Source organism: Pseudomonas beijingensis (genome assembly GCF_030687295.1).
GTDB classification, from domain to species: domain Bacteria; phylum Pseudomonadota; class Gammaproteobacteria; order Pseudomonadales; family Pseudomonadaceae; genus Aquipseudomonas; species Aquipseudomonas beijingensis.
On record NZ_CP117425.1, the window covers coordinates 794,578 to 816,665 of the forward strand.

The window sequence follows — 22,088 nt, forward strand, 5'->3', positions numbered from 1 at the left end:
TCGCCTGGTGGGGCTGGCACCAGGGCGGGTTGGCCTTGATGCAGCTGGGCATGGGTACGTGTTGAACAATGGACGGCTGCGGGCTTGGCGGAGTAACGTCGAGGTCTGACATGCTTTAAGGAAATACCGACATGTTGATGCGCTGGTTTGCTGTTCCCGCACTGTTGCTGGCTGTGACCGGGCAAGTCTGGGCCGCCGATTGCCCGCCGTTGCTGGAGGGTTCGTTACCCAAGCTGCGGGCCAAGGAAACTGTCGATTTGTGCCAGCGCTTTGCGGGCAAGCCACTGGTGGTGGTCAACACCGCCAGTTTCTGCGGGTTCGCCCCGCAATTCAAAAGCCTTGAGGCGCTCAACCAGCGCTACAAGGACCAAGGCTTGCAAGTGCTGGGTGTACCGTCCAATGACTTCAAGCAGGAAGCCAAGGACGGGGCTGAAACCGCCAAGGTCTGCTACGTCAATTACGGCGTGACCTTCACCATGACCGAACCGCAGCCGGTGCGTGGCGCGGATGCGATACCGCTGTTCAAGCACTTGGCTGAACAATCCGGCGCGCCGAAATGGAATTTCTACAAGTACGTGGTGGACCGCCAGGGCAAGGTCGTTGGCAGTTTTTCCAGTCGGATCAAGCCTGACGATCCCAATTTCATCAAGGCGGTAGAAGCGGCCATCGCCTCCAAACCCTGACGCCGGCCACGAAAAAGCCCCGCCTCTTTGCAGAGTGCGGGGCTTTTTTTCGCTTCAGGTGGCGAGGGGTTCAGGTTCGCCGTGAAACATCAGAAGCGGTAGGTTGCACCGACACCGAAACCGTTGGCGCTGTTTTCGTATTCAGCGTTGTAGGCTTGGCCCAGCGCGTTGCGCCGGTTGACGTTGACTTTTTCTTCCTTGAGGTAGGAGTACGCCACGTCGATAGTCAGGTCTTCGGTCGGACTCCAGCCGGCGCCCAGGCTGAAGATAGTGCGGTCGCCGGTTGGGATGCGTGGCGAACGGTCAGTGTTGTTGGTAGGCGACTGGTCAAAGGACAGGCCGGTACGCAGTACCCATTGTTTGTTCAACTGGTAGGACGTACCGATGGCGTACGCCCAGGTGTCGTGCCAATTCTGTTCTTCGGTGATGGTGCCGAAGAGGGTTGGGTTCAGGGCGCCGCCGCTCGTTACGTCGTTGTTTACGGTAATTTCTTTCAGGCGGCTCCAGCGGGTCCAGGTGCTGCCGGCGTAGACGGTCCAGGCATCATTGATTTGCTGGGTAACCGAAAAGTCCACCGACTCAGGCGTGGTGATGTCCAGCGAAGCGTCGTAACGCCCGTCACTCAGCAAGAACCCAGGCGTACCTGCAGCCGCGTCCACGTCGGTGTGACCTTCAAGCTTGTACTTGACCTTGGAGTGGTAGGTCAGGCCGACACGAGTGGTATCCGTCGCCTGGACCAAAAGACCGATATTATAGCCGTAGCCAATGTCGTCGCCCTTGATCTTCACATTGCCGTCGTTCGGCGAAAACGGAGTGGTCAGTGATGACTCCAAGGCACCCGAAATCCGGTTGATCGTCGGACCAAAACCAATCGACACCTGGTCATTGAAGGCATAGCTGACGGTGGGCTGGAAGGTCACGACCTTCACTTCGCTCTTGCTGCCGAAGTTACGGCCCTGGAATCTGTTTTCGTAGTCGGTGATCAGGCCGAACGGTGCGTAGACACCCAGGCCGAAAGCCCATTGGTCATCGATGGGCTTGACGTAATAACCCATCGGGACGCCAGTGAGCGGGACCATGTCGCCCTTGTTGGTACCGGAACGGGTGCCGCTGGCATCGTTGATGTCGGTGGAGGCGTCAATGGCGGCGAAACCACCGGTCACTTGCTGGCGCTTGAGGCGCGACATGCCGGCAGGGTTGCCAAAGACAGTGCTGGCGTCGTCGGCGGCAGAAGAACGACCTGCGAAACCAGTGCCCATGCCACTGATGCTTTGTTCGTTCAAGGCAAAGCCACTGGCGAAAAGTTGGGTGGATGCCAAGGTCACGGCAAGGCCAAGGGTGGTTTTGAGCATCATTTTTTTCATTGTTAGAACTCCTGGTGATCACCGGGGCGAAAATTACCAACATTTTCGTTCAAGCGCTATAGCCTGTATCGCTTGATTTAGAGGCGTTTTGTAGGACAATCCGACCAGATTCGCGACCGTTGTAGGAACTTTCCAAATTTCCCATCAGCAAGCGACCTGATTCAGTGGTGAAACACAGCTTCGCCAGGCACAGGTGAAATCTCGCAGGCGCCCTTGGGGATGAAAGGTCTGACGCCAGATGCGGGCCATGCCCAGAAGGTCGTCGGCGTCGGGAAGCGGGGTGTTCTGTTCCTCCACCAGCAACCAAGCGATGGCGGTGGCGTAGCGCAGGTTGACGGTCAACTCCAGGTGCGGGCCGCTGAGAAAGGCGTGCTGGCTGGCCAGGCCGCGGACCAGGCTGGCCCGTTCCGGGTCTCGTGCCAGGTAATGGTCCCAGAGTGCCTGGTGTCGGAGCTCGGTGATGCGATACAGGCCATGTCCGCGGCGATCATGCAGGGCTGACCCCAGGGCCGACTGGCTGGCGGCAATGCCCAGCAACAAGGATTCCGCAGTTGCGCTGTGACGCTCAAGGTAGAGCAGCGTCGGGCGGATCACATATCGACACAGTTCGCTGGCAGCGATACCCATAAAACCCTCGAAGTGTGAAAGGGGCGGAGCCTGAAGTGTGTGGGCTTGGCAGCGGTGGATCGGTCCAGGCCCCGCCGGAAGCGGATCATGCCGCTTGACTTGAAGTGTAGTGTCCATATTCCCGCTGTAAAGGTCTGTTTTTAAAACATCTTCGGCGAACGGTTATAACCGTTATATCCCTTGGTGCTTACGCCGTTTCGCTTAATCGAGAAATTTCGGGCAATAAAAAAGCCCCGCTTTCTGGGCGGGGCCTTGGGGGTTTCAGCGTTTCTGGCGTCTCAGGCAACCAGTGCCTGGCGAGTACGCTCGATCACGGCCTGCAGCGGTTCGGCGCTGGAGTACTGATCGGGGTACAGGCGTTCGCTGTGACGGGCGATGCCGTGTTCGTTGACCAGCGTGAAGCTGAAGCAGCCTTTGCGAGCGGCCATGATCAGGCAGTTCATCGGGGCAAAAGCGTTGGTGAGGGTGCGGATAGCATCCTGTGCGTGGATTTGAGTAGACATGTTATGGGTGTTCCTACAAATGACACGGTTAAGAACCGTGCAACGTTAAAACGTTCCAGTAACGTCGACCACCATTGGTCGAACGAAGAACCCGACTGGAACAAAGCAGCCAGTTTGAGCGCTATATAAGTGCGCGCTTGGGCTGGCAGGTAGGTACTTAGGAGGGCAGGCAACACATCGAGGGCAAAGGTTCTGGGCCCGGGGTGAAGATCCTGATCAATTTTGCAGGTTGGTTCGGTCAGAGTAATGAGCCTGGCAACACCCTTTGCATTCGATCAAAGGCTGTGTTGACGCAAGGTTTACCTGGAAACCATCGAGGGGGCCGGTCTCCTTTTTTCGGTGAGGCGTCCTTTGGAGGATGGCTGACCGCGGAGATGTGTTCGACCCGGAATTGACTTTCAGCTTGGTACTAACGCTGCGGATACTAACGGATCGAACCCATGAAGGGAAGGGCGTTGGTTAAAAAATATTCAAGTGAGCCATGGCAGGAAAGCCGAGCCATGTCCTGTGGCGAGGGAGCTTGCTCCCGCTGGGCTGCGCAGCAGCCCAGAACAGCGCCGCTGCGCGCTGGAGCGTCAGCCCGGCCCAGCGGGAGCAAGCTCCCTCGTCACGGGTTGGTTTTCAATCCGATTCAAGAGGAACGGGTTAGCACAGGATCCCAACGGTTGCTGGTGCGGTTACGTCACCCACGCTTCACGCATGGCCGCAGGTTATCCCCAGCTTTTACCGCCAGATGCGCCAAAAAATCGCAGCGTTATAACCGGTTCGGCTGTTACTTGTGCACACTCGCTGTACCACCTGTCACCGAACTGTCATGTCGAAACAATCCGGGGTGGGTGCCTGTATCCAAAATTTAAGTCAATGAAAAACATCGCTTTTTTTTACTGGTGAAAAAATCGTCAGTTTGAGCGCAGGCCCCGTTCCACAGGGCTTTGCGCGAGTTCAGGGGGGGTTGTCCACTGAGTTATCCACAGCTTCTGTGGATTGTCCCAAGCGCTTGCTCTAGCACGGGCGTGCCGGTTTTTTTTCGGCTTTACCCGTACGAAAAAAGGAGTAGAGTGGCGCGCCTTCCGATCTGTCCCACAGTGTTTTATGAAGTTTCGCTCAGTATCAAATCCTGTTACCTCCACACCCTCTGGTGTTACCCCACCCAAACGTATGTCGATGCGGGTGGCTGAGTGGCTGCTCGATAGCCCACGGCTAGGGGACAGCCCCAGCGTCAAGCACCTGGCCGGTCGTTTGCTCAAGCAACCGGCCCGTGAAGGCGTGGTGGCCGCGCAAAGTCGCCTTGGGCAGTTGATGTGCCGTGAATGCGGTAACGCCCGGGACCGACGCATTGGCCAAGACCTGCTGCGTCAGGCCGCCCGGGCCGGCGATGATCGTGCCCGCCGGGCCCTCGGTGAAATCGAAGACTGAAATCGCAGACTGCGCTGGGCAACCCCCAGCCGCTTGGTTAACCTTCGGGCTTTATTTGATCGGCAGGAATTGTCATGGCTATGGATTTGACCAGCCTGTTGTTTGGCCTGGCAGGCGCTGCGGTGCCGTTGCTGGCACTGGCCTGGCACCTGCAGCGCCAAGCCGCCGCCGCGCAGACCGAACAGGCTTTGCTGGAAGAGCGCCTGGCCACTGCCCACATGGCCCACGATGGCCTCAACGCCCAGCTCGATGCCTGCCGCGACGAAATCAGCGACCTGAGCCAAGCCAACGCCGCCAAGCAAGCCGAGCTTGCCGCAGCCTGCCGGGAAGTCGAGTTGCTGCAGATCGAGCGCGACAATGCCCGGGATGCGGCCCATGCCTGGAATCTCGAGCGCGCCAACAAGGAAGCCGAACTGCGGCGGCTCGATGCCCAGGCGGCGTCGTTGCAGGCCGAACTGCGTGAGCAGCAGGAAAGCCATCAACAACGCCTGGATGACCTGCAAGGTTCGCGAGATGAGCTGAGGGCACAGTTCGCCGAGCTTGCCGGGAAGATCTTCGACGAACGTGAGCAGCGCTTCGCCGAAACCAGCCAGCAACGCCTGGGCCAGTTGCTCGATCCGCTGAAGGAGCGCATTCAGTCCTTCGAAAAACGTGTTGAAGAAAGTTATCAGGCTGAGGCCCGGGAGCGCTTCTCCCTGGGCAAGGAACTGGAGCGCCTGCAACAACTGAACCTGCGCCTGAGCGACGAAGCCACCAACCTCACCCGGGCGCTCAAGGGTCAGAAGACCCAGGGCAACTGGGGCGAACTGATCCTGGAGCGGGTGCTTGAACATGCCGGCCTGGAGAAGGGCCGCGAGTATCAGACCCAGGTCAGCCTCAAGGGCCCGGACGGCGAGCGGTTCCAGCCGGACGTGTTGATTTATCTGCCGGGCGACAAGCAAGTGGTGGTCGATTCCAAGGTCAGCCTCACGGCCTATCAGCAGTACGTGGCGGCTGAAGATGACGCCATCGGGCAACTGGCCCTCAAGCAACATGTGCTGTCGTTGCGAACTCACGTCAAAGGCTTGGCCGGCAAGGATTACAAGCGTCTGGACGGTTTGCACAGCCTGGATTTCGTGTTGCTGTTCGTGCCAATCGAAGCGGCGTTTTCCGCCGCCCTGCAAGCCGAGCCGAACCTGTTCCAGGAAGCCTTTGACCGCAACATCGTGATCGTCAGCCCGACCACGTTGCTGGCGACGCTACGGGTGATCGACAGCTTGTGGAAGCAGGAGCGCCAGAGCCAGAACGCCCGGGAAATCGCCGAGCGGGCCGGGTGGCTGTATGACAAGTTCGTCTTGTTTATCCAGGACCTGGACGAGATCGGCAGTCGCGTGCAGCAGTTGGACAAAGCCTACAGTGCGGCGCGCAACAAACTGACGGAAGGGCGCGGCAACCTGATCAGCCGTAGCGAACAGCTCAAGCTGCTCGGCGCCCGGGCCAGCAAGAGCTTGCCGGCGGAGTTGCTCGAGCGAGCGATGACCGATGCGGATGGCTTGCCTGAGTTGCCGGAAGAAGCCGGCGAGAAAACCCAAGGCTGAAACACAAACCCAGGGCTGAAGCAGAAACTTGTGGCGAGTCATCTTGTGGGAGCAAAGCTTGCTCGCGATGATATCCTTGAGACCGACATCGCGGGCAAGCCTTGCTCCCACAAGATGCCCTTGCACAGGGGCATTATTTGCCCGAATTACAACGGCAAATGCCGACTCAACAACGCCCGCAACGCCGCCGGCTTCACCGGCTTGGCCAAGTAATCCAGGCCCGCCGCGTGCACCAGGGCCACCGTCTCGGGCCGGCCATCGGCGCTGATCACCACCCCCGGTATCGGTTCCCCCATGCGCGTGCGCAACCAGGCCATCAGCTCGGTACCGGTTTCGCCGTCGTCCAGATGAAAATCCACCAGGGCCAATTGCGGTCGGCCACCCTGGGCCAGCCAACGCTCGCATTCCTCGCGATTGCGCGCCGTCCACACCTGGCAACCCCAGCGTGTCAGCAGACTGTTCATGCCGATCAGGATGCTGTCTTCGTTATCGACGCACAGCACCTGGGCGCCGCTTGGCAAATGACCGTTGGGCTCGGCCACGGGGCTCGGTACGACGGCCTGTGTAGAGGCCACGGGCACGCTGACGCTGAACACGCTGCCGCGCCCCGGCCAGGAACGCACACGCAAGGTATGGCCGAGCACGCGACAGAGCCCGTCGGCGATGGCCAGGCCCAGTCCGAGGCCTTTTTCGGCGCGGGTCTGGTGGCTGTCCAGGCGCTTGAATTCTTCGAAAATGACTTGCAGCTTGTCCTCGGCGATGCCCGGCCCGCGGTCCCAGACTTCCAGGCACAACTCGCCGTTGCGCCGGCGCACGCCCAGCAGCACTGGCCCCCTGGCGTAGCGGAACGCGTTGGTGAGGAAGTTCTGCAAAATGCGACGCAGCAGCTTGATGTCACTGTCCACCCGCAGCTTCGAGCCGCGCACCCGGAACTTCAAGCCTTGTTCCTGGGCCAGCGCCGTGAACTCTGCGCCGAGGGTATTGAACAGCTCGTTGAGGGCGAAGGGTTTGCGGTCGGGGTTGATCTTGCCGTTTTCCAGGCGGGAGATGTCCAGCAAGTCGGTGATCAGGTCTTCAGCCGAGCGCAGTGAACTGTCCAGGTGGTGCACCAGTTGCCGGGCCTCGCTCGGCAAACCATCGTGCTGGTGGGACAGCGCGGCGGAGAACAGGCGCGCGGCGTTGAGCGGTTGCATCAGGTCGTGGCTGACCGCCGCCAGGAACCGGGTCTTGGATTGATAGGCCGCTTCGGCGGTGCTCTTGGCTTCGGTCAGGGCCAGGTTCAATTGGGACAATTCCCGGGTGCGTTCGGCCACCCGTTGCTCCAGCCCTTCGTTGGCTTCGGTCAGCGCCTGTGCGGCCTCACGGAAGGCGGTGATGTCGGTGAAACTCATGACGAAACCGCCACCGGGCATCGGGTTGCCGATCAGTTCGATGACCCGGCCGTTGGGGAACAGCCGTTCAGAGGTATGGGCACGGCCCTGGCGCATCCAGTGCAGGCGCCTGGCGACGTGGACTTCCGCCTCGCCCGGCCCGCAGAGGCCACGTTCGGCGTTGTAGCGGATGATGTCGGCAATGGGCCGGCCGACACTGATCAAGCCGTCCGGGTACTTGAACAGCTCCAGATAGCGGCGGTTCCACGCCACGAGCCTGAGGGACTGGTCGACCACGCTGATACCCTGGCTGATGTTCTCGATGGCGCCTTGCAACAGGGCGCGGTTGAACTGCAGCACTTCCGACGCTTCGTCCGCGATCCGGACCACGTCTTCGAGCTGCATCTCTCGACCTTCGATGGCGGCTTTTACGACCGCCCGTGTCGAAGAGGCGCCGAGTACACCGGCCAGCAGGCGTTCGGTGTGGGCGATCCATTCGCTGTCGGCGTTCTGGTTCGGGTTGAAGCCTTTGCCCTGGCGGTAGGCGAAGCGAATAAAACTCTGCCGCGCCCGCTCTTCGCCGACGAAACGCGCGGCCAGTTGCAACAGGTCTTCGATGTGCACCGCCAGCATTGAGCGGGGATTGGGGCGGGCGCTGATTTCCTGGCCAATGAAGCGCCCGGCCTGCCAGTGTTCCGAGACGCGTGTGCGCGACAGCACGGACACCCAGGCAAACAGCGTGAAGTTGCCAGCCAGGGACAGGACCACCCCTTGGGTCAGCGGCGTAATCGGCAGGTTCAAGGGATTGCCATGCAGCCAGGCCAGGCCTGGAAAACTACTGAGCGACCAGCCCAGGCTGTGGGCGGCAATCGGCAGCACCAGGGTGTAAAACCACAAAAAGATCCCCGTGGCGAGGCCGGCGAACACGCCGCGGCGGTTGGCCTGTTTCCAGTACAGCGCGCCGAGCATGGCCGGGGCCAGTTGGGTCACGGCGGCGAAGGCGATCTGGCCGATGGTCGCCAGGCTCGCCGTCGAGCCCAACAGCCGATAGCTGACATAGGCCAGCAACAGGATCACCACGATGCTGACCCGCCGCACCGACAGCATCCACTGGCGGAACACCTCGAACGGGCGTTCGGCGGCGTTGCGCCGCAACAGCCAGGGCAGCAACATGTCGTTGGAGACCATGGTCGACAGCGCCACGCTGGCCACGATCACCATGCCAGTAGCCGCCGACGCGCCGCCGATGAACGCTAGCACGGCCAGGGCCGGATGAGCCTGGGCCAGCGGCAGACTGATGACGAACGAGTCCGGCAGCACCGAGCTGGGCAGCATCATCTGCCCGGCGAGGGCGATGGGCACCACGAACAGCGCAGCCAAGGCCAGGTAGGCGGGAAATACCCACTTGGCCAGACGCAGGTCCTGGGGCTCGATGTTTTCCACCACGGTCACGTGGAACTGCCGCGGCAAGCAGATGATCGCCATCATCGCCACCCCGGTCTGCACCACCATGGACGGCCAGTTGATGGTTTCTTTCCAGTACTGCTCCAGGCGCGGCGCGAGCATCGCCTGGTTGAACAGGTCCTCGAAACCGTCGTACAGGCCGTACGTCACGAACGCGCCGACCGCCAGGAAGGCAAGCAGCTTGACCAGGGATTCGAACGCGATCGCCAACACCATGCCGCGGTGGTGTTCGGTGGCGTCCAGGTTGCGGGTGCCGAACACGATGGTGAACAGCGCCAGGATCAGCGAGACGATCAGCGCGGTGTCCTGGGCGCGGGTACCCATGGCATCGGCACCGGCGCCGATCAGCAGGTTCACCCCGAGCACGATGCCCTTGAGCTGCAGGGCAATGTACGGCAGCACGCCCACCAGGCAGATCAGTGCGACCACCACTGCCAGGGATTGGGACTTGCCGTAGCGGGCGGCGATGAAGTCGGCGATGGAGGTAATGTTCTCCTGTTTGCTGATCATCACCATTTTCTGCAGGACCCACGGCGCCAGCACCAGCAGCAGTATCGGCCCGAGGTAGATCGGCAGGAACGACCAGAGCTGTTCGGCGGCCTGGCCCACGGCGCCAAAGAACGTCCAGCTGGTGCAATACACCGCCAGCGACAGGCTGTAGACCCAGGCCCGCACCCGTGGCGGCAGCGGCGTGCTGCGCCGGTCGCCGTAGAAGGCGATGGCGAACATGATGGCCATATAGGCCAGGGCGACAACGGCGATCAGCCCGCTGGACAACGACATGGAAACTCCCGGACAAAGACACCGGGACTTGCGCCCGGCAGGACAGTCTCGCATGCCCGCTCGGGTTCGTCAGTGTCGACCAAGGTCGAGGCGTGGTGGGGTGTCGCAGGTTGCGATCAGCATTGGGTTAGATGTGTGAACACAAAATTTATGTTCGCCTAAGACTCAGTGTGGGAGCGGGCTTGCTCGCGAAGGCGATGGCACATTCAACATTGATGCAAGCTGACCCAGCGCTTTCGCGAGCAAGCCCGCTCCCACAAGGGACTTGAGGTGAATACAAATCCATGGTTCACCCAGATCACTGTGGGAGCGAGCTTGCTCGCGATAGCGGCCTTACTGACCCAACGCAATATCCACCAACCGATACAACTCCCCCACCTCCAACGGCGCGCTGGCAAAGAGAATGCGGAACACCGTCGGCGCCACCACCACATTGATCAGCAGCTCGACGCCTGGATTGGGTTCATCGGGGTAGCGGTCTAGGATGATCTGCAACTGACGGCTGAGGATTCCCACGCAATACCCCGGCGTGGCGCAGGCCTGGATGTCGCGCATCATGTTGCGACCGGGCTCGGAACTCATTTCGTCCAGGTACTGCTCGGCCCAGGCGCGCAGGTCGCCGCGCAAGCTGCCGGTGTCGATCGGTTCGCCGTCGGGGCGCATGCGGGCGATGGCGACGTCGGCCAGCAGCGCCGGCAGATCGCCCCAGCGCCGGTAGATGGTGGACGGCGTCACCCCGGCGCGCGCAGCGATTTGCGGCACGGTCAGTGTGGCGCGCTCCTGCTCTTGCAGCAGGGCGCGGACCGCCGAGTGAATCGATTCCTGGACCCGGGCGCTTCGACCGCCGGGGCGTAAACCTTCTTTAATAGCCATGCGTCAGACCTTAACACAAAGAATTTGCTTTAAGCGCGCGCCGGTAGCACACTCCGCAAAAGCAAAAAATTAGCTTTTGCGAATGTTCTTGTGGAGCGTGCCCATGTCCCATCCAGCTTCGACCCGCGCCAGCCTGATCTTCCTGGCGCTCACTTTGCTCGGTTTTCTCGCCGCGTCCAGCGCGCCGACGCCGTTGTATCACCTCTATCAGGAACAGTTACAGTTTTCCCCGGCTGTCCTGACGCTGATTTTCGGCGTGTACGCCTTCAGTCTGCTGGCGGCCTTGCTGACCGTAGGGTCGCTGTCGGATTACCTCGGCCGCAAACCGGTGATCTTCGTGGCGCTGTTGCTCAACATGTTGGCGATGCTGCTGTTTATCTGCGCCGACAGCGTCGCCTGGTTGATCGGTGCTCGGTTGATCCAGGGGTTCGCCACCGGCATGGCCACCAGTGTGCTGGGTGCGGCCTTGCTGGACTTCGACCGTCGCCAAGGCCCGTTGATCACCAGCGTTGCGCCGCTGTTGGGCATGGCGTGCGGGGCGCTGGGCTGTGGCCTGCTGGCCGAGTTCGCGCCGTTGCCGTTGCAACTGACGTATTGGCTGCTGCTGGGGGTGTTCCTGACCCAGGCCGTTTACCTGTGGCGCCTGAAAGAAAGCGTCAGCCCGCAAACCGGTGCCTGGCAGTCCTTGCGCCCGACTTTGCATGTGCCGCCCCAGGCGCGGCAAGCCTTGTGGCGAGTCCTGCCACTGGACCTGGCGGCCTGGGCGGTGGGCGGTTTCTACCTGTCATTGGCGCCGTCCCTGGTGCGGGCGGCCACCGGATCGACCTCCAACCTGATCGGTGGCGCGCTGGTGGCGGTGTTGACCCTCAGCGGCGCGTTAGCCATCTACCTGTTGCGCAACCAGGAGGCCGACAAAATGTTGCGCCCGTCCGCCGGCCTGTTGGTGATCGGCCTGGCATTGGTGCTGGTGGCGGTGCATGGCGCCAGCTTGCCGTTGTTCTTCGTCGGCACGCTGATCACCGGTGGCGGTTTTGGCGCAGGGTTCCTGGGGGCGCTGCGCAGCATCATGCCGCTGGCCTTGCCCCACGAACGAGCCGGCTTGATGTCGGCGTTCTATGTCCTCAGTTACCTGGCCTTCAGCTTGCCGTCGCTGCTGGCGGGGAACCTGACGCGGGTGTTCGGCTTGATCCCGACGACCGATGGGTATGGCGCTGTGTTGATTGTGTTGTGTGTCTCGGCGCTGCTGGGGTTACGCCAGTCGATAAAACCGCTTACCGATGGCGTTCGCCCTTGAAGCCGAGCATGCAGGTGTCCCTGGCAGTGGGTTAGTCTTGGCGCCTCAGACTTCTTCCGGACGGATCCCTTGAAAATCATTCGCAGCAAATCCTTCACCGGTGACCGCGCCTGGGCGGCGCTGGATATCGCCAACATGAACGGCATCACCACACGCTTGCACTGGACCGATCAGCCGTACAAATGGCACATCAACGACGGCCAGGAAGTCTTCGTGGTGCTCGATGGGCAAGTGCAGATGTGCTATCGGGAGGAGGGCGTCGAAAAGGCGGCTTTGCTGGAAGCCGGGGACATTTTCTACGCCTCGGTGGGCACCGAGCATGTCGCCAAGCCTTTGGGCGAAGCGAGGATCCTGGTGATCGAGAGCGAGGGCAGCGTCTGACCATTATCTGTAAAGTAGATAACAGATAGAGAAATTACCCGTTATATAGATATTCAATCCGGCTCTAGCATGGCTTCACCTCATCCGAGGAGAGGAGTTCGCCATGACATGCTGTGCTGCAAAAAACCGCCTGCGCCCCTTGAGCCATTTGCCCAGGCCGTTGGAGGCCATTCGCCAATTCACGCCTAACTGGTTTGCCGTGGTCATGGGCACTGGTGTGCTGGCGCTGGCCTTGGCGCAATGGCCGACGACGATGCCTGGCCTGCACGCCTTGGGCGAAGGGTTGTGGTTGTTCAACACGCTGTTGTTCGTGGTGTTCGCCTTGATGTACACAGCCCGTTGGGTGCTGTTCTTCGACGAAGCGCGACGGATTTTCGGCCATTCAACGGTCTCGATGTTTTTCGGCACCATTCCCATGGGGCTGGCGACCCTCATCAATGGCTTGTTGGTCTTTGGGCTGCCGCGTTGGGGGGAGGGCGTGGTGGCGGTGACCGAGGCGTTATGGTGGATCGACGTGGCCATGTCCCTGGCTTGCGGTGTGCTGATTCCATTCTTGATGTTCACCCGCCAGGAACACCGCATCGACCAGATGACCGCCGTGTGGTTGTTGCCAGTGGTGGCCGCCGAAGTCGCGGCGGCCAGCGGCGGGCTGTTGGCGCCGCATCTGGCCGACACTCATGCACAACTGGTCATGCTGGTGACCAGCTACGTGCTCTGGGCCTTTTCCCTGCCGGTGGCGTTCAGCATCCTGACGATTCTGTTGTTGCGCATGGCCTTGCACAAATTGCCTCACGAAAACATGGCCGCCTCGAGCTGGCTGGCCCTCGGCCCGATTGGCACCGGTGCCCTGGGCATGTTGCTGCTGGGCAGTGATGCCCCACTGATTTTTGCTGCCAATGGCCTGCCCGGGGTGGGCGACATCGCCGCCGGGTTAGGCCTGGTGGCCGGCATCACGCTGTGGGGCCTGGGGTTGTGGTGGATGCTGATGGCGCTGCTGATCACCGCGCGCTACCTGCGCGCCGGCATCCCCTTCAACCTCGGCTGGTGGGGCTTTACCTTTCCCCTGGGCGTGTACGCGCTGACCACGCTGAAGCTTGCGGGCCTGCTGGGCCTGGGTTTTTTCAGCGTGTTCGGTGGTGTGTTGGTGGCGATGCTGGTGGTGCTGTGGCTGATCGTCGGGCGGCGTACGGTGCTGGGTGCCTGGCACGGTGAGTTGTTTGTGTCGCCCTGTATTGCAGGGCTGGCGAAATAATCGCTAAAGACAGGTAATGTGTGGCCTGGATCGAAAAACGTTCATTCAATAAGCGTCCACGCCACTCAGGAACATGGAAGATGAGTCACCCTTCGCAGTTCACCTTGCTTCGCACGCGGCGTTTCCTGCCGTTCTTCATCACGCAGTCCTTGGGCGCGTTCAACGACAACATTTTCAAGCAGTCGCTGATCCTCGCTATTCTCTACAAACTGACCATCGAGGGTGACCGCTCGATTTGGGTCAACCTCTGCGCGCTGCTGTTCATTCTGCCGTTCTTTCTGTTCTCGGCACTGGCGGGGCAGTTCGGGGAAAAATTCGCCAAGGACGCGTTGATTCGTCTGATCAAGCTCGGTGAAATCGCCATCATGGCGGTCGGCGCAGTAGGGTTTCTGTTCGATCATTTGCCGCTGATGCTGGTGGCGCTGTTCGCCATGGGCACGCATTCGGCGCTGTTCGGTCCGGTGAAGTATTCGATCCTGCCCCAGGCCTTGCACGAGGAAGAACTGGTCGGCGGCAATGGCCTGGTGGAGATGGGCACCTTCCTGGCGATCCTGGCCGGCACCATTGGCGCCGGGATCATGATGTCCTCGACGCATTACGCCCCGGTGGTGTCCGCCGCGATCATCGGTGTTGCGGTGCTCGGTTACCTGGCCAGCCGCGGCATTCCGCGCGCGGCGGCGGCCTCGCCGCAAATGCGCCTGAACTGGAACATTTTCAGTCAATCCTGGGCCACCCTGAAACTGGGGCTGGGGCAAACCCCGGCGGTGTCCCGGTCGATTGTCGGCAACTCCTGGTTCTGGTTCGTCGGGGCGATTTACCTGACGCAGATCCCGGCCTATGCCAAGGAGTGGATGCACGGCGACGAAACCGTGGTGACCTTGATCCTGACGGTGTTCTCGGTGGGGATCGCCTTGGGTTCGATGCTCTGTGAAAAGCTGTCCGGACGCAAAGTCGAGATCGGCCTGGTGCCGTTCGGCTCGTTCGGGCTCACCGTATTCGGTCTGTTGCTGTGGTGGCATTCCGGTGGAATCCCCGACAGCGTCGAGGGCCACGGTTGGCTTGAAGTGCTCGGTTTCGGTCACGCCTGGCTGGTGTTGATCGACATCCTGGGCCTGGGTGTCTTCGGTGGGTTCTACATCGTGCCGCTGTACGCGTTGATCCAGTCGCGCACCGTCGAGAACGAGCGGGCGCGGGTGATTGCCGCCAACAATATTCTCAACGCGTTGTTCATGGTGGTCTCAGCCATCGTCTCCATCGTGTTGCTGAGCCTGGCCAAACTGTCGATCCCGCAGTTGTTCCTGGTGGTGTCGTTGCTCAACATCGGCGTCAACGCCTACATCTTCAAGATCGTCCCCGAGTTCAGCATGCGTTTCATGATCTGGCTGCTGAGCCATTCCATGTACCGCGTGGAGCATCGCAACCTGGAGGCGATTCCCGATGAGGGGGCTGCGCTGTTGGTCTGCAACCACGTTTCCTTCGTCGATGCCTTGCTGATTGGCGGCGCGGTGCGTCGGCCGATTCGCTTCGTGATGTACTACAAGATCTACAACCTGCCGGTGCTGAATTTCATCTTCCGCACCGCTGGGACCATCCCGATTGCCGGGCGCCAGGAAGACATTCAGATCTACGAAAAAGCCTTCAAGCGAATTGCCCAATACCTGAAGGACGGTGAGCTGGTGTGCATTTTCCCTGAAGGAAAATTGACCGCTGACGGTGAGATCAATGAGTTCAAGAGCGGACTGACACGCATCCTCCAGGAAACCCCGGTGCCGGTGATTCCCTTGGCGCTGCAGGGCTTGTGGGGCAGTTTCTTCAGTCGCGACCCGGCCAAAGGGCTGTTTCGCCGATTCTGGTCGCGGGTGACGTTGGTGGCGGGTTCGGCGGTGGCGGTGGAAGTGGCTGAGCCCGCGAAGTTGCAGGCGTTGGTGGGGCAATTGCGTGGGACTGTCAGGTAAGAAGAACCTGTGGGAACAAGGAGCTGTGGGAGCAAGGCTTGCCCGCGATGACGGTCTCAAGGACGCCATCGCGAGCAAGCTTTGCTCCCACAGGTTTTGCTCCTACAAGCTCCACTGTTCCTAGAAGGTCTTGCTCCCACAGGTCAATTCAGGCGCTGACCTTGAGCCCGATCAACCCTGTAACGATCAACGCCACGCTGGCCAGGCGAACCAGCGCCATCGACTCTCCAAACAAAATGATCCCGGCGATCACCGTGCCCACGGCACCGACCCCGGTCCAGATCGCATAGGCGGTCCCCAGCGGCAGTTCCTTCATCGCCAGGCCGAGCAGGCCGAGGCTGATCGCCATGGCGGCGATGGTCAGTGCGGTGGGGAGGGGGCGGCTGAAGCCGTCGGTGTACTTCAGGCCGACAGCCCAGCCGACTTCGAACAGGCCGGCAAAAAACAGAATGATCCAGGACATCACACACCTCATCGATGGGTGGGGTCGTCCCCGGAGAATGAACGCGATGGCGTTGCGGGGTCGTCCCCGCATTGGGCGCAAGAATGCCCAATGCTGACTGTTCGGTCAAGTCGCTCGGTCAGTCAGCTGCTCGGCCGGCAAGCAGTTCCCGGTCCTGTTTTTCGCTCATGCGCCGGAAGTACGTCGAGAGCAGGGCCCCGGAAATGTTGTGCCAGACGCTGAACAGCGCACTGGGTACTGCCGCCAGCGGCGAAAAGTGCGCGCTCGCCAACGCCGCGCCGAGGCCGGAGTTCTGCATGCCTACTTCCAACGACAAGGTTTTGCGCTGAGCCAACGGCAGGCCGAACAAACGCCCGGTGAAGTACCCCAGCAGATAACCGAAGCTGTTGTGCAGCATCACGATGGCCATGATCAGCAGGCCGGACTCGGCGATCTTCGCCTGACTGGCTGCGACCACCGCTGCCACAATGATCACGATGCTCACCACCGAAATCAGCGGCAACACGTCTATGGCATGACGCACCCGGGCACCCAACAGACGTTGAGCGACGATGCCCAGCGCGATCGGCACCAGGACGATTTGCAGGATCGACCAGAACAGCGCCGAGAACGACACCGGCAACCAGGCCGAGGCCAGCAGCCAGATCAGCGCAGGGGTCAGCAGAGGGGCCAGCAGGGTGGTGATGGCGGAAATCGCCACGGCCAGGGCCAGGTCACCGCGAGCCAGCCAGGTCATGACATTGGACGACGTGCCGCTCGGGCAGCAACCCACCAGGATCACGCCGACGGCGATCTCCGGCGGCAGGCTGAACACTTGGCAAAGCAGCCACGCCGTGCCGGGCATGATCACGAATTGGGCAACCACCCCCAGGGCTACGCGCCCCGGATGACGGGCGACTTCGGCAAAGTCTTCCAGCTTGAGTGCCAGGCCCATGCCGAACATCACCAGGCCTAGAAGCGGCACGATGGCGATTTTCAGGCCGACGAACCACTGCGGTTGCAGGAATGCCAGTACCGCGAAAAACAGTACCCAGTAAGCGAAGGTATTGCCGACAAAGCGACTCAATGCAGCCAATGCGCGCATGACCTGATCCTTATTATTAAGAACACCGAATACTAATGTGGGAGCGAGCTTGCTCGCGATAGCGCAGTGTCAGTCAACATCTAGGTGGCTGTCATACCGCTATCGCGAGCAAGCTCGCTCCCACAAGGGTAACCAATCTGGGGTTTAGATCCCCTGCGGAATCTCTTCCCCGCCCAACGCTTCAACCAGCGCCGGCAGGAACTCGCCGAACGTCAGCATCATCAGCGTAAAACTGGCATCCAGTTGGCCGAGGGCTTCGTCGCCACCGTCCTGCTCCGCCTGGTCCTGCAGCAGGTCTTCGAATTTCAGGCGCTTGACCACCATCTTGTCGTCGAGCACGAAGGACAGCTTGTCCTGCCAGGCCAGCGACAGTTGCGTGACGACCTTGCCGGTGTTCAGGTGCAGCTGGATTTCGTCGCTGGTCAGGTCCTGGCGCTTGCAGCGCACGATGCCGCCGTCTTCGTGGGTGTCGCGCAGTTCGCATTCATCCAGTACGAAGAAATCGTCCGCGGCTTTCTGGGTCTTGACCCAGTCGGTCATGGTGGCGGTCGGGGCCATCTTGACCGTCAGCGGGCGTACCGGCAGCGAGCCGATGACTTCGCGCAGGGTGGACAGCAGGTCTTCGGCACGTTTCGGGCTGGCCGAGTTCACCAGGATCAGGCCCTGTTTCGGCGCGATGGCAGCGAAGGTGGACGAGCGACGGATGAACGCACGGGGCAGGAACGCCTGGATGATTTCATCCTTGAGCTGGTCCCGTTCCTTTTTATAGACCTTGCGCATTTGCTCGGCTTCGATCTCTTCGACCTTTTCCTTCAGGGCATCGCGCACGACGCTGCCCGGCAAGATGCGTTCTTCCTTGCGCGCGGCGATCAGCAGGAAGTCCTGGCTGACGTGCACCAGCGGTGCGTCTTCGCCTTTGCCAAACGGCGCGACGAAACCGTAAGTGGTCAACTCCTGGCTTGCACATGGACGCGCCAGTTTGCTGGCCAGTGCAGTTTCCAACGCCTCGGCATCAAAAGGCAGATCTTGGGTCAGGCGATAGATAAGCAGGTTTTTGAACCACATGGGGTGAGTCTCTCCTTTATACAAAGGGGGGCATTATTCTCTTCGCGGCGCCATAGGCCAACCCTTCGCTAAGCCTTTGGAAGGCCTGAAAAAATTAATTTAAAAAGTGCTTGCCAGCTTAAAGAGTGCTCCGTAGAATGCGCGCCACACCGAAAGCGAAGGGTGATTAGCTCAGCTGGGAGAGCGTCTGCCTTACAAGCAGAATGTCGGCGGTTCGATCCCGTCATCACCCACCATTCGTTCAACGTGTTACGCGCAGCGGTAGTTCAGTCGGTTAGAATACCGGCCTGTCACGCCGGGGGTCGCGGGTTCGAGTCCCGTCCGCTGCGCCATATTCGGTTACCTGGAACGCTGAACGCCAGGTCACCACGGAAAGCCCGCTCACGCGGGCTTTTTGCTGTTTGCGGTTCCTGTGGTGTGCGTCGCTCCTTTTTTTGCTGAATTTGCTAATTAAATCAGCACGTTACGAAAAACTGTGAGAGAATGCGCCCCGCATCGAAAGTGAAGGGTGATTAGCTCAGCTGGGAGAGCGTCTGCCTTACAAGCAGAATGTCGGCGGTTCGATCCCGTCATCACCCACCAAACTTTCAATGTTACGCGCAGCGGTAGTTCAGTCGGTTAGAATACCGGCCTGTCACGCCGGGGGTCGCGGGTTCGAGTCCCGTCCGCTGCGCCATATTCGGTTATCTGGAATGCTGAACGCCAGGTGGCTACTAGAAACGACGCTTTTCCTTTTCGAGGGAAGAGCGTCGTTTTTTTTTGTTCTTTTTTTGTGTGTATATCCGTTGCTGCGGTTATGGCCACTTAGGGTTCCGCCCTGACGGCGGGTCACTTTTGAAGAGCCCGGAAGCCGGCCCAGTCAAAAGTGACCCGCTTTAAGAGCGGAACCGTCAGCAGCCGTTACCGAAATAACGGATATACGCCCCCCATCTACTGCTCAGCATTACGCCGATGACGATAATCGCTGACCGCCTCATACACCGCTTTACGCAACCGATTGATCCCACCAATAGGCCGATGCGCCTCAATCCCAAACCAAGGATTGAACGACTGATTATCACAAGCCAGATTCAGCTTGGGCGTATCAAAATCCTGAGCCGGCACCTTAATGCGCGCCACGGTCTCGAACGGCGCATCACTTTCCCGCCATTCAATGCTGGTGTCTTCAATCGGCATGTACTTGCTCGGATCCTGACGCTGGATCTGCAAGACAAAACACGCCGGCACCCGGTCTGTGGATAACTGCTGATTCAATGCGCTACGCAAAAAGTTCGGCAGGTCCTGGTTCTGGGGCGGCAGGATGTAGCTAGGGCAACTGTTCGGATCCGGCGCGACGCGAAACTTGGCGTTGGCCTCGCCAAACTTATAAGGCGATACCGAGAAATAAGTGGTCTGGGTCGGGCTGGCCGGAGCCGGCGAGAGTGTCGCCAGAGCGATGAACAAATGACGGATCTGCCAACTGCGCGGGTCCAGGCTCGGAAAAAAAGCCATCGCCTTCTTCCCGTCAGCCTGAGCGGCCACATTCTGACGGTACTCGGCGACATCACTGACAAAGAAGTTCGGATGATTGAACATCACGAAATCCTGCTCGCCAAATGATTGCCGGTCCGCCAGCAATTGCTTGCCGGGTACATTCATCAGCTTGATCGCCATCCCTCGTGCATCGCGCAGGCTGTCGAATTGCGGATAAGCATTGCCATTTGACAGGCGGATCGTTGCCTGCCAAGTCTTGCCCGGTTCGGCAAACACGCCTTGGCGCAACGGTACCGGCAGGTCGCTCGGCACCTGGACTTCGGCCATGACGCAACCATGGGCCTTGGCATGGGCGTCGCGCAGGTAACGCGTGCCTTCGCGGTGCTGATCGACGATGCGGATCGCGGTCTGGATGATGTCCTGGGTCATGGCGGCTTCGCCGGGTGCAACCTGTTCCTTGTCCGGGACCGGTCCCCTGTGCTGCCAGGCAAACCAGGCCGTGGACAGGGCCCAGCCGAGCAACCCGATACCCAGCAGCCACAGGAGCGTCTTGCCTAAAAAGGCGCCGAGGCGCAGCCAGAGGGTGATCAACATGCCAACATCCTTTTACCGGTGAGGTTCATCATTACAGTTGCGACTCCAATGGCCCGCCCAGCACTTTCAAATACTCCAGCAAAGCCCAGCGCTCCTGCGGTTGCAGCAAGCGGCCAATGACGCCGTTACCACGCTCGCCTGCGCGGAATTCATGGCCGCCGTTGTGATTGCCGGTAATCCGGGTGTCGAAGAGAAAGCCGTTGGTGAAGGCTTCGGTGCGATAGCCCAGGTGGCGTGGGTCGTATTCGAAGTTGCCTTTATAGAACGTGGCTGCCCGCTCAGCCTGAGGGGACAGCAGTTGGTAGATCGTCGGCACCGAGCCGTTGTGCAGGAACGGTGGCGTGGCCCAGACACCCGCCAGCGGCCGGGCCTTGTAGGCACGCAGTTCACGCACGCCAATGGGCAGGCCGAAGCCGTCCAGGGCCGGGCGCTCGGCGGGGGTGACGCCGGCATCGCGGTAAGCGCGGTTTTCGACGAAGGCGGTGACGTAGGCCAGGCCTTTGGCGACCGAAAGCCGGCTCAGGTCCAGCGGCTCCGTCGGGGTCGGGTGCAGTTGCACGTCCAGCTTCGCCAGCTCGGCCGGGTCCCACTGCAGGCTGGTCAGGTCGAAGCGGTGGTCGGCGATGTTATTGGCGGTGCCCGGGTCGGTGCCGATCACCTGCACGGGCAGCATGTGCAATTGCTGCATCGGCCTGTCAGGCCCCTGGACCACTTTGGGCACATGGCAGCCGGCGCAGTTTTCGGCGAACAGGGCCCGGCCCTTGGCGGCCAGCGGTTTATCGATCGTTCCCAGCAACGCTTCCGGCCACACGGGTGGTTTGAGCAGTTGCAGGGTCTCTTCGATCTTGTTCAAGTCACGCACGCGCACGCTGGAAGGGTATCGCGCGTCGCCCTGCAGCGGTTTGCCCTGGGCGTCGAAGAAATTCAGTGTCGCGCCGACCCCCAGCGCTTCACCAACGTTGCGGGCCATCGGTTGTTGGGCCGATCCGTTCCACTGCACCCAGTCGAAGGTCCACATTTCCCACAACTGCGGGTAATCCACCGGAGCGTTGGCGACCCGGTAGTTTTCCGCCGAGATGGCGTCGCCGAAGCTGGCATTGGCGATGCGGCCGAAGGCGTCGGTACGCCCGGGGCCTTCTTCGGTGGGGTAGAGGCCGCGGTGGGTGTCGTTCCAGGCCGCCTTGAGGAACGTGTCCAGGGAAACCTTGAACGCCTTGCGCAATTCTTCGTGGCGGGCGTCGTAGTCCTTGCCCAGTACCTGGCGGGCGAAGCGTTCGAATTTCCAAGGGTTGTAGTAGGTAGACGCCAGACTGGCGACCAGTGCCTGTCCGAAACTGCCACCGCGTAGCGTAGGAACACTGGAAGGCAGAACGTGTTGGGCCGAGCCGCCATCGATCCGTATCGCCTGGCCCTTGAAGCGCAATTCTCCGGTATGACACGCCGCGCAGGTGATATCCAGGAATTGGTCGGTGCTGCCCGGGTTCTGGTGTCGGGCAAACCCTACCGGCAAGTTGCCGGGATTGTCGGGCGAGGCTTTCTTTGCCGGGTCGATCAGGAAGCCAAAGCGCGCCAGATACTCCGGCGAGGCGAAGCGTTGTTGCGAAAACGGCAATTCGAGGGCGGTGAACCAGTCGTAGCGCAGGCCTTTGACCTGGGTGCCCTGGGGCGTGAAGTAATACGTCTGGCGCTCGGCGGCGCTCCATTGGTCCAGGTAGTGCACCTGTTCGACGGGCGTATAGAACGGCAAGCGAGGATTGGCGACGTAATACAGCACCACGGCCACGGCGACGATCAGCAGTGTGAGAAGCAGCAAGAGAATGCGAGAGAGAAGGCGCACGGTAACGTCCTTGTTTTTTTGATAAGCCCT

At 60.7% G+C, this 22,088-nt stretch carries 17 protein-coding genes and 4 tRNA genes; 11 read left to right on the top strand and 10 right to left on the bottom strand.

Annotation, left to right across the window (positions count from 1 at the left end; translation table 11 throughout):
• The first annotated feature begins 131 nt into the window (after positions 1 to 131).
• Entirely contained in the window at positions 132 to 683 is a 552-nt protein-coding gene (locus PSH84_RS03700) for a glutathione peroxidase (RefSeq protein ID WP_305482300.1), read from the top strand.
• A gap of 89 nt (positions 684 to 772) precedes the next feature.
• On the opposite strand, the gene PSH84_RS03705 is transcribed toward PSH84_RS03700, so the two are convergent.
• The 3 genes from PSH84_RS03705 to PSH84_RS03715 form a co-directional block, all read right to left on the bottom strand.
• Positions 773 to 2,047 carry an OmpP1/FadL family transporter gene (locus PSH84_RS03705; RefSeq protein WP_122569195.1) on the bottom strand — a complete coding sequence of 425 codons (1,275 nt, stop codon included), beginning with the start codon at positions 2,045 to 2,047 and terminating at the stop codon, positions 773 to 775.
• A 144-nt stretch (positions 2,048 to 2,191) separates the two neighbouring features.
• Positions 2,192 to 2,674, bottom strand: coding sequence for a hypothetical protein (locus PSH84_RS03710; protein ID WP_122569194.1), 483 nt, complete (start codon positions 2,672 to 2,674; stop codon positions 2,192 to 2,194).
• Between the two features lie 278 nt (positions 2,675 to 2,952).
• Positions 2,953 to 3,177, bottom strand: a complete 225-nt coding sequence (locus PSH84_RS03715) for a hypothetical protein (protein ID WP_003204606.1) — start codon at positions 3,175 to 3,177, stop codon at positions 2,953 to 2,955.
• A gap of 1,092 nt (positions 3,178 to 4,269) precedes the next feature.
• Here PSH84_RS03715 and PSH84_RS03720 point away from each other — a divergent pair.
• Together PSH84_RS03720 and PSH84_RS03725 are read left to right on the top strand one after the other, a co-directional pair.
• Positions 4,270 to 4,593 (top strand): SEL1-like repeat protein, encoded by a 324-nt coding sequence (locus PSH84_RS03720; RefSeq protein WP_122569193.1) that lies wholly within the window; start codon positions 4,270 to 4,272, stop codon positions 4,591 to 4,593.
• A gap of 188 nt (positions 4,594 to 4,781) precedes the next feature.
• Positions 4,782 to 6,170, top strand: a complete 1,389-nt coding sequence (locus PSH84_RS03725) for a DNA recombination protein RmuC (RefSeq protein ID WP_163006899.1) — start codon at positions 4,782 to 4,784, stop codon at positions 6,168 to 6,170.
• A gap of 146 nt (positions 6,171 to 6,316) precedes the next feature.
• Here PSH84_RS03725 and PSH84_RS03730 read toward each other — a convergent pair whose 3' ends face one another.
• A complete protein-coding gene (locus PSH84_RS03730; protein WP_122569191.1) occupies positions 6,317 to 9,787 on the bottom strand; it encodes a hybrid sensor histidine kinase/response regulator in 3,471 nt (1,156 codons plus the stop codon).
• A gap of 333 nt (positions 9,788 to 10,120) precedes the next feature.
• Entirely contained in the window at positions 10,121 to 10,660 is a 540-nt protein-coding gene (locus PSH84_RS03735; protein WP_305482301.1) for a TetR/AcrR family transcriptional regulator, read from the bottom strand.
• A 103-nt stretch (positions 10,661 to 10,763) separates the two neighbouring features.
• On the opposite strand from PSH84_RS03735, the gene PSH84_RS03740 reads away from it, so the two are divergent.
• The 4 genes from PSH84_RS03740 (at position 10,764) to PSH84_RS03755 (ending at position 15,542) form a co-directional block, all read left to right on the top strand.
• Positions 10,764 to 11,954 (top strand): MFS transporter, encoded by a 1,191-nt coding sequence (locus PSH84_RS03740; RefSeq protein ID WP_305468059.1) that lies wholly within the window; start codon positions 10,764 to 10,766, stop codon positions 11,952 to 11,954.
• Between the two features lie 69 nt (positions 11,955 to 12,023).
• Positions 12,024 to 12,335 carry a cupin domain-containing protein gene (locus tag PSH84_RS03745; protein ID WP_122569188.1) on the top strand — a complete coding sequence of 104 codons (312 nt, stop codon included), beginning with the start codon at positions 12,024 to 12,026 and terminating at the stop codon, positions 12,333 to 12,335.
• A 103-nt stretch (positions 12,336 to 12,438) separates the two neighbouring features.
• Positions 12,439 to 13,587, top strand: a complete 1,149-nt coding sequence (locus tag PSH84_RS03750) for a TDT family transporter (RefSeq protein WP_305482302.1) — start codon at positions 12,439 to 12,441, stop codon at positions 13,585 to 13,587.
• 80 nt (positions 13,588 to 13,667) lie between these two features.
• A complete protein-coding gene (locus PSH84_RS03755) occupies positions 13,668 to 15,542 on the top strand; it encodes an MFS transporter (RefSeq protein WP_122569186.1) in 1,875 nt (624 codons plus the stop codon).
• Between the two features lie 148 nt (positions 15,543 to 15,690).
• Here the strand turns inward: PSH84_RS03755 and sugE are convergent, their stop codons facing one another.
• The 3 genes from sugE to rdgC form a co-directional block, all read right to left on the bottom strand.
• Positions 15,691 to 16,005, bottom strand: a complete 315-nt coding sequence (gene sugE / locus PSH84_RS03760) for a quaternary ammonium compound efflux SMR transporter SugE (RefSeq protein WP_123346156.1) — start codon at positions 16,003 to 16,005, stop codon at positions 15,691 to 15,693.
• A gap of 118 nt (positions 16,006 to 16,123) precedes the next feature.
• The gene (locus tag PSH84_RS03765) at positions 16,124 to 17,089 is read right to left on the bottom strand and encodes a bile acid:sodium symporter family protein (RefSeq protein ID WP_305482303.1); all 966 of its coding nucleotides are present in this window, start codon (positions 17,087 to 17,089) and stop codon (positions 16,124 to 16,126) included.
• Positions 17,090 to 17,233: 144 nt separating this feature from the next.
• Positions 17,234 to 18,154, bottom strand: a complete 921-nt coding sequence (rdgC, locus tag PSH84_RS03770) for a recombination-associated protein RdgC (RefSeq protein WP_014339706.1) — start codon at positions 18,152 to 18,154, stop codon at positions 17,234 to 17,236.
• A 160-nt stretch (positions 18,155 to 18,314) separates the two neighbouring features.
• On the opposite strand from rdgC, the gene PSH84_RS03775 reads away from it, so the two are divergent.
• The 4 genes from PSH84_RS03775 (at position 18,315) to PSH84_RS03790 (ending at position 18,830) form a co-directional block, all read left to right on the top strand.
• A tRNA-Val gene (locus PSH84_RS03775) sits at positions 18,315 to 18,390 on the top strand.
• Positions 18,391 to 18,409: 19 nt separating this feature from the next.
• Positions 18,410 to 18,486: transfer RNA gene (locus PSH84_RS03780), tRNA-Asp, on the top strand.
• A gap of 174 nt (positions 18,487 to 18,660) precedes the next feature.
• A tRNA-Val gene (locus PSH84_RS03785) sits at positions 18,661 to 18,736 on the top strand.
• 17 nt (positions 18,737 to 18,753) lie between these two features.
• A tRNA-Asp gene (locus tag PSH84_RS03790) sits at positions 18,754 to 18,830 on the top strand.
• 254 nt (positions 18,831 to 19,084) lie between these two features.
• On the opposite strand, the gene PSH84_RS03795 is transcribed toward PSH84_RS03790, so the two are convergent.
• Positions 19,085 to 20,221: a catalase family protein gene (locus PSH84_RS03795; protein WP_305482304.1), complete on the bottom strand. Its 1,137-nt coding sequence runs from the start codon at positions 20,219 to 20,221 to the stop codon at positions 19,085 to 19,087.
• A 31-nt stretch (positions 20,222 to 20,252) separates the two neighbouring features.
• Entirely contained in the window at positions 20,253 to 22,058 is a 1,806-nt protein-coding gene (locus PSH84_RS03800) for a di-heme-cytochrome C peroxidase (RefSeq protein ID WP_122569182.1), read from the bottom strand.
• Positions 22,059 to 22,088 lie beyond the last annotated feature (30 nt).